Origin of the sequence: Paenibacillus sp. FSL K6-2862 (assembly GCF_038005125.1) — a bacterium.
Lineage (GTDB): Bacteria > Bacillota > Bacilli > Paenibacillales > Paenibacillaceae > Paenibacillus > Paenibacillus illinoisensis_A.
In genome coordinates, this window is the sequence record NZ_JBBOSN010000001.1 from 4,673,367 (window position 1) to 4,687,214 (window position 13,848).

Sequence of the window (13,848 nt, forward strand, 5' to 3'; positions counted from 1 at the left end):
TTTAAAGGTATTTTACATGCACAATGGATTCAAGAAGCATTGGACCCGCTTTGTTCATCAGGATTTCCTGTTGAATCATTATATTTCTGCAAACGCTGCTCAATGTCTGCACTGGTTCTCAGGGCAAAGCAGTCACGCGCCGCTTCTTTGGCGTCCACGGCTGTTGTGTTCAACACCCTGTGCTTCACCCGCAGCAAAGATTGCGGTGACATGCTAAGATTACGAATGCCCAGCTCCAGCCAAAGCGGAATGGAACGTTCGTCACCTGCCATCTCCCCGCACACACTAACCTCAATTCCAGCGGTGCGAGCAGCATCGACCGTTGCACGCAGCATTCGCAGAACTGCCGGATGATATGGATGGTACATGTGAGCAATCTGTTCATTCATACGGTCTACAGCCAGCACGTACTGTACCAGATCGTTTGTCCCGATGCTGAAGAAATCCGCTTCCTCGGCCAGCAGGTCAGCAATCATAACTGCCGCAGGCACTTCGATCATGATTCCGACTTTAATATGAGGATCATAAGCAATTTGACGCTCATCCAGATCGGCCATCGCTTCACGCAGAACCTCATTGGCCTGTCTAAGTTCTTCCACAGAGGAGATCATGGGATACATAATTTTGACGTTCCCTGCCGCACTGGCCCGCAGAATTGCTGTGAGCTGTGTCTTAAACAGATCCTTGCGATCCAGGCTGATCCGGATGGCCCGATAACCCAAAAATGGATTATCCTCTTCAGGCAGTTCGAAATAATCGAGCTGTTTGTCTCCACCAATATCCAGTGTACGAATGACCACGGATTGACCTGCCGTCTTCTCCGCTACCAAACGATACACTTCATACTGTTCCTGCTCGCCTGGGAAGGTAGCACGGTCCATGTACAGAAATTCCGTGCGGAACAGGCCTACACCTTTTGCCCCGTGCTTGAGAGCCAGATCCAGCTCCTTCACGGAGCTGATGTTCGATGCCAGATGCAGCACTGCACCGTCCTTCGTGATCGCATCCACTGTAGCGAGTACCTGGAGCTGTTCCTTTTTCTTCAGCTGTTTACTGCGAATCATGGTGTACCGTTCAATTGTCTTGCGATCCGGTTCCGTAAATACCAAGCCGTTATCACCATCCACCACTAACATATCCCCAGTGTCCACTGGCATGCCAACACTCGCCTCCAAACCGGAAACGAGGGGGATGCCAAGCGCACGGGCCATAATTGCCGAATGCGATGTCTTGCCACCGATCAGGGTCACAATGCCCAGTACGTGACTGGGATTCAGATGGGCCAGCTGCGATGGAGACAGTTCCTTGGCTACAAGTATATAAGGCTGAGTATCCGAAGGGAGCGTAATCTCCGGGGCTCCCAGCAGATGCTTCAACAAGCGGTTGCCGACATCCTTGATGTCGATCGCCCGTTCCTTCATATATTCATCATCCAGCAAATCGAACATGGTAACAAAGTGGTCAATAGCTTCTTTTACCGCCACTTCTGCCGCTTTGTACTGCCGTTCAATAATGCCGCGAATCTCGTTCATGAATACCGGATCTTCCAGAATGGCCAGATGTGCATCAAAGATGCTGGACTCCTCCGGACCAACGACTTCCTTGAACTCATTCTTGATAAATTCGATCTCATCCTTCGATGTCCGTATTCCCTCGTACAGCCGTTCGAACTCCTGGGCGAGATCCACCGAGTCCATCTTCTGGTCCGGCAGATCCCATTCCCAACTGGGCAGGACAAATGCTTTGCCGATGGCTACGCCTGCAGCTCCATTGATGCCTTGTATCTTCATTCTACCCCTCCAACGTTCCTGTCATAGAGCACCACGGACATGACGGATGCCTGACCTTTCTTGACTTGCTTAAATGGAGCAAAACTCCATGATTTAACACGATCCGGATTCGTGATCACCATCGGTGTAGTCAGCGACGCTGCTTCCGCCCGCAGTACAGCCAGATCAAACTTGATCAACAACTGCCCGGGCTCGACGGTATCTCCTTCCTGAACGAAGGCTTCAAAATGCCCCTTCAGCTGCGAGGTATCGATACCGATATGAAGCAGGACCTCAAGTCCTTCCCGAGTGGATATGCCCAAAGCGTGCATCGTCGGATACAGGTGCATAATCGTTCCGTAGACTGGTGATACCAGCTCTCCCTTTTCCGGAACAAAAGCCACCCCATCCCCAACCAGCTTCGCGGCAAAGATCTGGTCAGGCACCTCTTCGATCGGCAGCATTTTGCCTTGGACCGGTGCACAGAACAGGACTTGCGGCAAATCCCGCTCAAGGAGCTTGGCGATCTCTTCGCGAATCAACTCGGAATACGTGCCAAACACGACCTGGACGTTACCACCACCGAGCTTGATCAGCCCCGCAGACCCCATACTCTTCATGGCTCCCGTATCGATGAGACGGTCGTTGTGTACCGTCAGCCGAAGCCGTGTAATACATGCCTCTACCTGAACGATGTTTTCCTTACCGCCCAATGCTTCCAGGATCAATGGTGCCTGGTAAGGAATATTCCCTACCCAATCCTCCAGCATGGAGCCTTCTTCCCGTCCTGGCGTTGGAATCTTAAACGTACGAATGGCCCAGCGGAACAGGAAGTAATAAACCAGCCCATATAGTATGCCAATCGGAATGAGTTTCCAAGCATTCTCTGATAGATGGAAGTTGAGTATGTAATCGATAATGCCGGCGGAATAAGAGAAGCCGTGCCTGATATCTAGCCAATAACCAATCCACATCGCAAGTCCGGACATGACGGCATGTACGATAAACAGATAAGGTGCTGCAAACAAAAAGGCAAATTCAATCTGCTCGGATACACCTGTCAAAAAACAAACCAGCGCAGAAGTGAGAAATGTCTTTTTGATCTTCGGTTTCAGATCTTCCCTTGCCTCCTGAATAATCGCAAAGGCAATGGCAGGTATGGCAAACATCATGATGGGAAACAAGCCTGCCATAAAGTAACCCGCGGTTGGATCGCCTGCAAAAAAGCGTGGCAGATCCCCCTGCACAATGTTACCGTCTGGCGTTTCATACGTGCCCAGCTGAAACCAGAACACATTGTTAAGCAAGTGATGCAGTCCAAATGCCACCAATACTCTATATAGCACTCCGTAAATGAACAAACCAAAACCGCCGAGACTGTATTCCCAAGCGGCGATCGCATTCAGTCCATGCTGTAATATGGGGGCGAGCCACAGCATGAAACAGGAAAACAGCGCCGAGCACAGCCCAACGATCAGCAAAACAAACCTGGACCCGCCAAAAAACTGCAATATCTCAGGCAGCTTGATGCTTTTGAACCGATTATGTGTCACCCCGGCGAGAGCGCCGAGAATAATTCCAACTAAAGAAGCTGGCTGTATGGTTCCATCCCCGAAATGGCGAGTCACCTGATCATATATAACGATACCGGCCAAAGCGGCAAGTCCCGCTTGTCCGGCCTGGTTGGAGAGTCCCAATGCTACACCGACAGCAAACAAATACGGCAAAAAATAAAAAATACCGTGTCCGGCCACGGTAGACACTTCACCAACAACTTTCAATCCCCAGGCGTCCCAGGGCAAACTGCCAACACTCAGCAAAATTGCGGCTGCGGGCAGGACCATTGTAGGCAGCATTACCGCTCGTCCGAGCTGCTGCAAGGATCCGAGCCAATTCATGGCGACCTCTCCTTTCTATCCTAGATGGTAAGCTTTACGAAACGTTTTGTCAAAGCAAAACGGTAAGCTGCTGGAAATTTGCCGTAAACTCTTATGACTTGCGACCAAATGACTACCACAGCTACGATCTGAAGGCAAGAAAGCAGGTCAAAGCGAAGGAGCATCCGCAGCTTTAAACACAGAAAAATCCCGTTAACTTGAAGTTAACGGGATCCAGTCTATTCCATATTCGCTTAACCGCGTCCGGCACCGCGCAGAACGATGGAGTCCTCTACCTTGATACAGCGATTCGTTACGGCTGTCATTCCGTTCTCAGCCGCAATCTGTACAGCCTCATCATTGTGAATGCCAAGCTGGAGCCACAAGACGTTTGCTTTGATGGCTGCGGCTTCACGAGCTACTTCAGGTGTATATTCGCTGCGACGGAACACGTTCACAATATCCACGGGCTCGGGAATATCCGCGAGGGTTGCATATACTTTCTCACCAAGGATCTCTCCCTGTGCTTGTGGATTAACCGGAATGATCCGATATCCTCTGCTCTGCATGGCTTCTGCAACCATGTAGGATGTCCGATCCGATTTGTCCGATAAGCCGACGACTGCGATGTTGCCTGCCTTGCGTAAAAGTTGCCCAATTTCTTCGCGAGTTGGGTTGTTAAATTCCATGTTCAAGCACCATCCTTTTCTGCTTAACGTGTTATTTTACTCTTTTACCCATTGAACCGAGGCGCCAAGCGCCTGCAAATGATCGAAATATTGTGGATAGGACTTGGCTACGTGGTGTGCATCCCGAATACGAAGCGGCTCCTTGGAACGAAGGCCAACCACGGTCAATGCCATGATAACGCGATGATCGAAGTGAGCATTAATCTCTACGCCGCCTTCGACGCCCTCCGGACGTCCGTGAACGATAATCTCGGCCTGACGCTCTTCCACGTTAGCCCCAGCCTTGCGCAGCTCGTTCAGGTAATCCGTAATTCGGTCACATTCCTTGTAGCGCAGATTCTCTACATTATAAAACCGTGAGGTCCCTTCCGCAAATACAGCAGCAGCTACCATCGCCAAAACAGCGTCGGTCGCTGCATCTCCGTCAAATTCTACGGCTTTCAATTTTCCGTTACCTTGTACATGTACCACATCATTCTCATGTGTCAGCGGCACTTCCATCATGCGCAGAACGTCGACAATCGCACGCTCTCCCTGTTTACTCTGTTCCATCAGGCGCAGAATTTTCACATCCGATTGAGTAACCGCCGCTGCAGCCAGAACTGCAGCCGAACCAGGATAGTCTCCTTGAACGGTATACGTCTGCGGTTGATACGCCTGACCACCAGGTACTCGGAAAGACATGTAATCGTCGCTCGCATGAATAATGATTCCTGCCTGTTCAAGCACTTCAAGTGTTTGACCGATTACCACTTTGGACTTAAGGTCATTCAACACTTCAATGGTGCTGTCTTCTGCAAGAAGCGGAGTAACAAAAAGCAATGCGCTCAGATATTGGGAACTCACTGATCCGGACACACGGATATGTCCGCCCTTGGCATCACCGCCTTTGATTGTGATCGGCAGTCGTCCTTGTTCATGCTGCACTTCTACACCGAGCTGGCCAAGAGCATCAATCAGGTCGTCATGCGGACGTTTACCGAGTGAGTCCGGGTAGGTATTCACAAAGGTAACTTCAGGACAGAGTGCGGTTACGCCCATCAGGAAGCGAAGCACTGCACCTGCGTTGCCTACATTTAACTCGCGCACATCACGAGGATGGCTGCCAAAGCCTTGAATGACGATTTTGCTGTCATCTTCTTCTAGTACGGCTCCAAGATCACGGATACATCTACGCATCGCATCACTGTCTTCGCTGTGGGCCGGATAATGAATTGTACTTGTACCTTCTGCCAGTGCTGCTGCGAGCAGATAGCGGGTAGTGTAGTTTTTGGAAGAGAGGGCTCCAATTTCCCCATTCAGGGTAGGGGTTGGTTTAACAATTACGTCCATAGATGAAATTCTCCTTCATTGAGCAGATTAATCTGCTATATATATTTGTTACAAATAAAACGAAGTCCTCTTGCCAAATTGACATCCCCCACATAGCTTGGGTATCATTATAGGCGTTAAGTCCATACAGAAAAGAGGACCTGAATGATGACTCAAATAGCTGAAATAGAAACATCCGAGCTGCGTCGCCGCCTGCAGGCAGGAGAGAAGCTTCAGATGATAGACGTTCGTGAGGACGAGGAAGTCGCGCAAGGCATGATTGAAGGAGCCAAGCACATCCCGCTGGGACAAATTCCGGACAGATTGTCTGAAATCGAAAAGTCCGGCGAGATCATTCTGATCTGCCGCAGCGGCTACCGCAGCGAGCGTGCCGCCGAGTACTTGCAGCAGCTTGGTTATGCAGGCTGCACCAACATGGTTGGCGGCATGCTGCAATGGCAGCAGGAAGACTAAATGATCTGGAGCAGGAACCCAACACAGCGTTATCAGGAATTGCAACAAGGCAGTTCACCCTGTAGCTTTTGGATTCCGCTCCGCTACAGTCAGTTTTAAACGGGCCATCTGGCCCGTTTTGTTATATTCCCACCAAATCATTGCCCCTTATCATCTGCTTCACAGTTGTAACTCTCCCACTACTTGAGGTCATAATATACATCAAAATGCAGCGAACACAAGCTTAGACGCGGTAATGCGCTAAAATAAGACGAGACACTTCAGCTGCGGATAACTCGGTTGTATCCACTGTATAATGTGCAAATTTATATGCGTCCTTCCGTTCCTTCATAATGGTATGAATGCGCTCCTCTGCATTGCCAGCCAGAAGAGGACGTTTATCATCGCCGCTTACGCGCTGTACAATTGCTGCGGGATCAGCAGTCAGCGCAACAATCCAACCGTTCTTCGACATTACATCACAATTGTCAGAACGCAGTACCACACCGCCTCCGGTTGCGATCACCTGCGACTTCTTTTCCAGGACCGAACATAACATGCGGCTCTCGGCATCACGGAAATACGACTCACCTTTGCTTGTGAACAATTCCGGGATCGTACAGCCTTCCTCTTTCTCCACCGCGGTGTCCACATCGATCAGCTTGTAACCCAGCTCACGGGCGAGCAGGTCAGCTACCGTTGATTTGCCGGTTCCCATCATGCCTATGAGAATAATATTGTTAGACTTGCTCAAGGGTGTACACTCCTTTATCTCAAGCATTTCATGAGCGCTTTTGTCCTATCATAACACAGCCCTGCTAACGGGGGAAGGCCACACATTGGGTCTGTTGGAAAACAGACTTATATAAAAAAATGACCCGAAGCATCCGGCATACCGGAACTCCAGGCCATTCTTCAAGAATGGGTGTCCCAAACTTGCATGGAGAGCACCCAACCTCATATTAAAGCTGTAAAAGCTTCGAAAGAACAAATATATATTATTCCATCCAGTTGTGGTGGAAGCTTCCCTCTTTATCCACACGTTTGAAGGTGTGGGCTCCGAAGTAGTCACGCTGTGCTTGCAGCAGGTTTGCAGGCAAACGCTCTGTACGGTAGCTGTCGTAGTAGGAAAGCGCGCTGGAGAAGCCAGGTACCGGAATACCTTGTTTTACAGCAGCTGCTACAACTTCACGCCACGCATCCTGGTAGGATTCAACGATATTTTGGAAATATGGATCCAGAAGCAGGTTTTTGAGTGCTGCATCTTTGTCATATGCTTCTTTGATGTTTTGCAGGAACTGTGAACGGATAATGCAGCCGCCGCGGAAGATCATGGCGATGTTACCGTATTTCAGATCCCAGCCATACTCGTCGGAAGCCGCACGCATTTGGGCAAAGCCTTGTGCATAAGATACGATTTTACTTGCGAACAATGCTTTGCGTACACTCTCGATGAATGCTTTTTTATCACCGGAGAACGCTTCGGCTTTCGGTCCGTTCAGGATTTTGCTCGCAGCTACACGCTCGTCCTTCATGGCGGACAGGAAACGGGAGAATACGGACTCCGTAATCATGGACAACGGTACGCCTAGATCCAGCGCGCTTTGGCTTGTCCATTTGCCTGTTCCTTTTTGTCCGGCCGCATCCAGAATAACATCAACCATTGGTTTGCCGGTTTCCGGATCGTATTTGGAGAAGATATCCGCCGTAATCTCGATCAGATAACTGTCCAGTTCGCCTTGGTTCCACTCTGTGAAGATTTCGTGCAATTCCTCAACGGAAACATTCAGAACGGATTTGAGCAGGTGGTATGCTTCACCAATCAGCTGCATATCTCCGTATTCAATACCGTTGTGTACCATTTTAACGTAGTGTCCGGCACCATCCGGTCCGATATATGTACAACAAGGATCGTCTCCAACCTTGGCGGAGATGGCTGTCAGAATCGGTTCAACCAGCTTGTACGCACTTTCCTGTCCGCCCGGCATAATGGAAGGGCCTTTCAACGCGCCTTCTTCACCGCCGGATACACCTGTACCGATGAAACGAATGCCTTTTTCCTCAAGCTCTTTGCTGCGGCGCTGGGTATCAGGGAAGTAGGCATTCCCTCCGTCAATAATGATGTCGCCCTCATCCAGGTGAGGCAGTAATTGTTCAATGGTTGCATCCGTCGCTTTACCGGCTTGTACCATGATCAAAATTTTGCGCGGGGATTCCAGGGATGCCACGAACTCTTCAATGGAGAACGTGCCTGTGAGGTTTTTGCCTTCAGCTTCTTTCAGAAGATCATTGGTTTTCTCCGGGGAACGGTTAAATACCGACACCGTGAAGCCTCTGCTTTCAATGTTAAGGGCCAAATTTTTGCCCATTACTGCAAGTCCAATGACACCGATCTGTTGTTTTGCCATCTGGGTCCTCATCCTTTGCTCCAATTAATTTTATTGAAATTGAATCTCAACAATACCCCCATTTTAACGGTTTTACGCATGGAAGTGAACCCCGTACCTCTGCTTCGCAACGAGAAAACACCCCAAATATCTGAGGTGTTCATCGTATTTTCATAAATACGGTCTTCGTGCTCAACCTTCGAGCATCAGCATGTGTCCGGATAGACGCTTTAATGTCTCTCGGCAGATGTCTGCTTTCTCTGTATTATCCATTTGAATGGCAGCGTACATGCGCTCCAGTTCATCATCAATTTCCATCCGCAGGAGCATGAGCCGTTCCTCCCCTTCTCGCGATAGAAACATCTCTTCCATCTCCTCCGCCGTCGGCGCGGGTTCCTTTTGAAAAATGACACGCTGTTTGAATCCGGAAACTTCCACAAGACGTATAACCTCACCAAACAAAATGTTTTCCACCGTCATCTGCTGATCCTTGAAACGTTTAACGACAGCATGCCCGCGTGTATCCCCTATCAGCTTCTCGAGCCATTCTGCCAGCTTGGCGTCCTTAATGATGTAGTCACCAGTCATCTTGTAGTTCCCGCTGCGTGTCTGTTGAAAACGGAGCTTTACCAGCTTGCGCCCGGTGCGGACAGACAGAATAAAATAGGATTCATCCTCGCTCCAATATAGTGAATACCCTTCACGAATAAGGTCTTTGATCAAATTTTGGATATGCCGACGGTTGAACCGCAGCTCCAGATTGCAATATTCAACTTCATAACTCTTATTCACGGCACTCCCCTCCATTTGTACCGGATGTGTTTCCGGTCCTCTTCTTCCAGTGCTTTTTTCATTGCTTCTTCCGTAACGGCTTACCCTATTTTATACTTCATTTTATGTAAGGGTACTTGGTTATTTGACTATTTTTCATCGAATCCTACAGGGGAATCGATGTTTCCGCAGATGCACAGGGGCAAGCCCCCGATTTTCATGATTTAATGGACGCGAAATGGAGGAATACAGACGTATTTCTCGGGTTTTAACGCCAACGATTTTGATGTAATTCAAGTTCCCGCGTTGGAGCCGAACATTTATAAACAGTAACCATGTTCTGAATGTTGTGGCTTGCATAAAGCAAAAGGAGTTCCAACACCGGATTCAACCCGGTATAGGAACTCCTTTTTATGTTTATTTGGCAGGGGCTGTGCGATACGGTCTTCGCGATAACACAAAATGCACAACCGCAAGCCCGGCCATAACAACAGCACTTCCGATAAATGGAGCCGGGTGGCTGATGTGGTCCCATAACAACCCCGAAACGATGGGGCCCACAACCATGCCGGACCCCTGAAGAGTGAGGAAGAATCCCCAGATGGCCCCTCGCTCCCCCTTCGGTATGAGAGTAGCCACGAAGGTATTCCAGGCAGGTAAAATCATGGCATAACTAACCCCTACCATCATAACGATCCCGAAAACAATCGGAATGGACGTAATGGATGCAAAAGCAAACAGACTTGCAGAGGCGAGTAAAAAGCCCATATGCAGAAATATCGATGTCCCGAATCGATCCACCATTTTACCCACAGGAAGCAGGGCAATCACTGTTATTCCGCCGCCTGCGATTAACAGCAGACTATACAGGTTTGGTGAAATATGAAGGTCTGTTCGGGTATACAACGTAATAACCGGACTGAGGAGGCCTATAACAAAGGACTGCATAAACAGGGCGGGATATACCAGCGGATTGACATTAAGCGTGCTGCGCACCCGCTTCAGGGTCCCCTGTACACTGTTTTTGAGCCTGATTAACGGTGTAAGCAGATGAGGTTTCGGCGGGTATTTGACCGCTTTTTCGGTCGTTTCCCCTCCTGTATGCTGTTGTTCTTCCAACACCACCCGTCCAGGTAGTATCATGGCGACCAAAATAACGAGAACGGCACAGCCAAGAAGGACAAGAAATACGGTACGATAATCATGGTCGGTACGCTCAAGCAGCCAGTTCATGCCGATCGGTCCAAGTCCCGTTCCACCCAGAGCGGCCATTTCCAGCGCCCCCATCGCTGTTCCGTTTTTGTTTTGAGGTCCTGACAGGGCAGTCACCCCCGTCATGGCACAAGGCCAGAGCGGTGATGTCCCCACACCAAGAATCAGACAGGCCAGAGCCAGTCCAAATGCACTTTTGAAAAAGATAATCATGATTACTGCAATCAATGTACAGATTAAGGCTGTTACCATCGTCGCACGAAAACCGATGCGTTCTGCCGCCCAGCCTGATGGAGCCCTGAACAGATTGTCACCCAGGTATTGAAGGGCAAAGGCTACACCAATCACCCCTGCGGACAATCCTAAAATATTATCCATATACACTGGCAGGACAGCCACCAGCAATGCTCCTTTAATCACTTCAACCAAGAAAAGCGTTAACCACATCGCGATGAAAAATGGTGATCGCAAAATTTTGACTGGTTTGATGTCTGTCTGCATTTCTTATTCCCCTTTCGGTGTTCACCGGCCCATCTCCTATCCATACTGTAACCGTCAGGGATACGCCCAAATCTTAGCAATTTGAAAATTTGTCAAGCCTACCGCTTGCATTCGGTTCCTAATTTGCTATACTCATCTTTGTTTGACATTTTATCAGGAAAGGTTGTGACAGCACTGATGGATCACCGCCGTACGCCGCTGTTTACCGCTTTAAAAAACCACGCGGCACTCAATCCGGTGCAATTTCATATCCCGGGACATAAAAAAGGATTGGGAACGGATACCGAATTTCGTGAATTTATCGGCGATAACGCCCTCTCCATAGATTTGATCAACATCGCTCCGCTGGATGATCTTCATCAGCCAACCGGTGTCATTGAGGAAGCGCAGATTCTGGCAGCCGATGCATTCGGAGCCGATCATACCTATTTTAGTGTGCAAGGCACAAGCAGTGCAATCATGACGATGATTCTGTCGGTATGCGAACCGGGTGACAAAATTATTGTGCCCCGCAACGTTCATAAATCGGTCATGTCTGCCATTATTTTCTCAGGAGCGAAGCCTGTATTCGTATCTCCCGCACAGGATGCCAACCTCGGTATCGATCACGGCGTGACTACAGGTGCTGTACGACGCGCGCTTGAGCGTCATCCGGACGCCAAGGCATTGCTGGTCATTAATCCAACGTACTTCGGTGTATGTACAGACCTAAAAGAGATTGTTGAACTCGCACATAGCTATCAGGTGCCTGTACTTGTGGATGAAGCACATGGCGTACTCATTCATTTCCATGAGGAACTGCCGTTGTCTGCAATGGCTGCCGGAGCGGATATGGCTGCAACAAGTGTACACAAACTTGGCGGTTCCATGACACAGAGTTCCGTGCTGAATCTGAACACCAAAAACGGATTCGTGAATCCACAGCGTGTACAGACCATTCTCAGTATGCTGACTTCTACGTCTACTTCGTATATCTTGCTTGCTTCACTTGATACGTCAAGACGCAATCTGGCGCTGCACGGTCACGAAATGGCGCAAAAGGCCATTGATCTGGCCCAGTTCGCGAGACGTACCATCAACGATATTGACGGTTTGTACTGCTTCGGCAAAGAGCTGCTCGGTACGGAGGCAACCTTTAACTATGATCCAACCAAAGTAACCATTCATGTTCGTCATCTTGGCATCACAGGCTATGAGACCGAGAACTGGCTGCGTGAACATTACAATATTGAGGTCGAGCTCAGTGATATGTATAATATTCTGTGCCTGATCACTCCTGGCGATACGGATGAATCGGTGGACATCTTGCTGAACGCACTGCAGGATCTGTCCCGTACGTATTATCAGGTTAACCCTGCACATGAACTTGTGGTTAAGGTTCCTGACGTTCCACAATTGATGCTCACGCCGCGTGATGCATTCTACGGGGATACGGAGGTCATTCCTTTTAAAGAATCTGCAGGACGTATTATCTCTGAATTCATCTACGTATACCCGCCTGGAATTCCGATTCTGCTGCCGGGTGAGGTTATTACGCAAGAAAATATTGATTACATTATCGACCATGTAGAGGTTGGATTGCCTGTAAAAGGCCCCGAAGACCGCAGTGTCACCAATGTCAAAGTCATTGTGGAAGCAGATGCGATTTTCTAAGGGATTACTCTAATGATCCTACCCCATGGGTAATGATATCGAAGGACCAAGCTCCGGCTTGGCCCTTTTTTGTTGCTTTTTAGAGCGAGAAAACAAACAAAAGACCCCTTGAGATCAAGGAGCCCCGTTGTTCTATTGCATAAGAAAAATTACTCTTGTCCTGCGACGAGCTCATTGTATGCCGCTTCAACGCGGTTCCACTCGGCTTCGTCTTCAATATTGTAGAGCACCATTTCCTCGTCTTCTTCTTCCATACGCAGAATGATGCCGTCAGCTTCAGGATTGTTACGTTCCAGCAGGAGCGCATAAACATGGTTTTCCACGTCAAACGTCTCCACCAAAACCATCTCCACGTCATTTCCGTTCTCGTCTGTCAGAGTCAGAAGAACTTCTTCATGCTCGTGGTCGTGGTCATGGTCGTGACCGCAGCCGCAGGCATCGCCGTGTTCATGTGTGTGATCGCTCATTGATATACCTCGCTTTGTAAATAGAAATTGTGTAACCTTGCATATCGTAACATGTTCGCAAGGCTAGGTCAATTTACTCAGCAACGTTATTTTTCGCCTCATTCGTTTAGTGCGGTAATGATTTTCTCTGCCACCAGAACGTAGTTGCTGTTTGCATTTTCTTTAATATGAAAACCAACCTGGTATTTGCCAGCACGACTGAAATCATACGTAAAATCGTACGTCCGGAACCAGAAATTATCTTTCTGGGTTTTGAGCTCCTGGGATTGAATATCCTTCACCTGGCCACTCGGATTGGTAATTGTCACCTTCACTGCAGCCACATCCGTTGTTAAGCTGTCCACTTGAGAAAACACATTGAATTTCAATTTGCCAACATTCACGTTGCCAAATACCGTGTCTCCCTTAAACAGAAAAATATGTACATTCGGCTTAATCACCGTTACTCGCTTGTTGCTGTTATCCCATTTGGCGATCCCACCTGCTTCTCTCACAGGTACATAGGTCGTTCCATCGATCAGGTAACCTCCGTCAGCTGCTTCCTTGCCGTTAATGAGCACCCGAACCTTTTCGTTTACGGAATCCGCAAACAATAAAGACCCGCCGAGCAAGGAGAATACCGTGACACACAGCAATATTCTTTTCCATTTCATTCCGTCAATATTCCCTCCCCTGCTGCAAGCTGTTGTACATTTATACTGCAGGTTCAGCTACAAAGTTGCGCTGTTTTTCATCATTTTTCATTTTTTATCCAGAAA

The 13,848-nt window shown here is 48.8% G+C and carries 12 protein-coding genes; 2 read left to right on the forward strand and 10 right to left on the reverse strand.

The annotated features are described in order from the left end of the window. Positions 1-29: 29 nt before the first annotated feature. The 4 genes from ptsP to aroA form a co-directional block, all read right to left on the reverse strand. Complete coding sequence (gene ptsP / locus MHB82_RS21075; protein WP_095359383.1) at positions 30-1,790, reverse strand: phosphoenolpyruvate--protein phosphotransferase; 1,761 nt, start codon at positions 1,788-1,790, stop codon at positions 30-32. After that, positions 1,787-3,667 (reverse strand): glucose PTS transporter subunit IIA, encoded by a 1,881-nt coding sequence (locus tag MHB82_RS21080; RefSeq protein ID WP_095359384.1) that lies wholly within the window; start codon positions 3,665-3,667, stop codon positions 1,787-1,789. The genes ptsP and MHB82_RS21080 overlap by 4 nt, the downstream gene beginning before the upstream one ends. A gap of 233 nt (positions 3,668-3,900) precedes the next feature. Then, positions 3,901-4,335, reverse strand: a complete 435-nt coding sequence (locus tag MHB82_RS21085) for a CoA-binding protein (protein WP_095290193.1) — start codon at positions 4,333-4,335, stop codon at positions 3,901-3,903. Positions 4,336-4,371: 36 nt separating this feature from the next. Further along, positions 4,372-5,667 (reverse strand): 3-phosphoshikimate 1-carboxyvinyltransferase, encoded by a 1,296-nt coding sequence (aroA, locus tag MHB82_RS21090; protein WP_341175750.1) that lies wholly within the window; start codon positions 5,665-5,667, stop codon positions 4,372-4,374. A gap of 147 nt (positions 5,668-5,814) precedes the next feature. Between aroA and MHB82_RS21095 the strand changes: the two genes are divergently transcribed. Further along, complete coding sequence (locus MHB82_RS21095) at positions 5,815-6,120, forward strand: rhodanese-like domain-containing protein (protein ID WP_095290189.1); 306 nt, start codon at positions 5,815-5,817, stop codon at positions 6,118-6,120. A 223-nt stretch (positions 6,121-6,343) separates the two neighbouring features. Here MHB82_RS21095 and MHB82_RS21100 read toward each other — a convergent pair whose 3' ends face one another. The 4 genes from MHB82_RS21100 to MHB82_RS21115 all read right to left on the reverse strand — a co-directional run bounded on the left by MHB82_RS21100 (position 6,344) and on the right by MHB82_RS21115 (position 10,970). After that, positions 6,344-6,853 (reverse strand): shikimate kinase, encoded by a 510-nt coding sequence (locus MHB82_RS21100; RefSeq protein ID WP_246058220.1) that lies wholly within the window; start codon positions 6,851-6,853, stop codon positions 6,344-6,346. Positions 6,854-7,097: 244 nt separating this feature from the next. After that, on the reverse strand, positions 7,098-8,507 hold the full coding sequence (gndA, locus tag MHB82_RS21105) for an NADP-dependent phosphogluconate dehydrogenase (RefSeq protein WP_341175751.1): 1,410 nt from the start codon (positions 8,505-8,507) through the stop codon (positions 7,098-7,100). Positions 8,508-8,678: 171 nt separating this feature from the next. After that, a complete protein-coding gene (locus tag MHB82_RS21110; RefSeq protein ID WP_341175752.1) occupies positions 8,679-9,278 on the reverse strand; it encodes a hypothetical protein in 600 nt (199 codons plus the stop codon). A 396-nt stretch (positions 9,279-9,674) separates the two neighbouring features. Next, positions 9,675-10,970 carry an MFS transporter gene (locus MHB82_RS21115; RefSeq protein ID WP_110821209.1) on the reverse strand — a complete coding sequence of 432 codons (1,296 nt, stop codon included), beginning with the start codon at positions 10,968-10,970 and terminating at the stop codon, positions 9,675-9,677. Positions 10,971-11,147: 177 nt separating this feature from the next. On the opposite strand from MHB82_RS21115, the gene MHB82_RS21120 reads away from it, so the two are divergent. Beyond that, on the forward strand, positions 11,148-12,623 hold the full coding sequence (locus MHB82_RS21120; RefSeq protein ID WP_095290184.1) for an aminotransferase class I/II-fold pyridoxal phosphate-dependent enzyme: 1,476 nt from the start codon (positions 11,148-11,150) through the stop codon (positions 12,621-12,623). Between the two features lie 149 nt (positions 12,624-12,772). Here the strand turns inward: MHB82_RS21120 and MHB82_RS21125 are convergent, their stop codons facing one another. Together MHB82_RS21125 and MHB82_RS21130 are read right to left on the reverse strand one after the other, a co-directional pair. Continuing rightward, a complete protein-coding gene (locus tag MHB82_RS21125; RefSeq protein ID WP_095290091.1) occupies positions 12,773-13,090 on the reverse strand; it encodes a DUF1292 domain-containing protein in 318 nt (105 codons plus the stop codon). Between the two features lie 98 nt (positions 13,091-13,188). After that, a complete protein-coding gene (locus MHB82_RS21130; RefSeq protein WP_095359403.1) occupies positions 13,189-13,743 on the reverse strand; it encodes a copper amine oxidase in 555 nt (184 codons plus the stop codon). Positions 13,744-13,848: the final 105 nt, after the last annotated feature.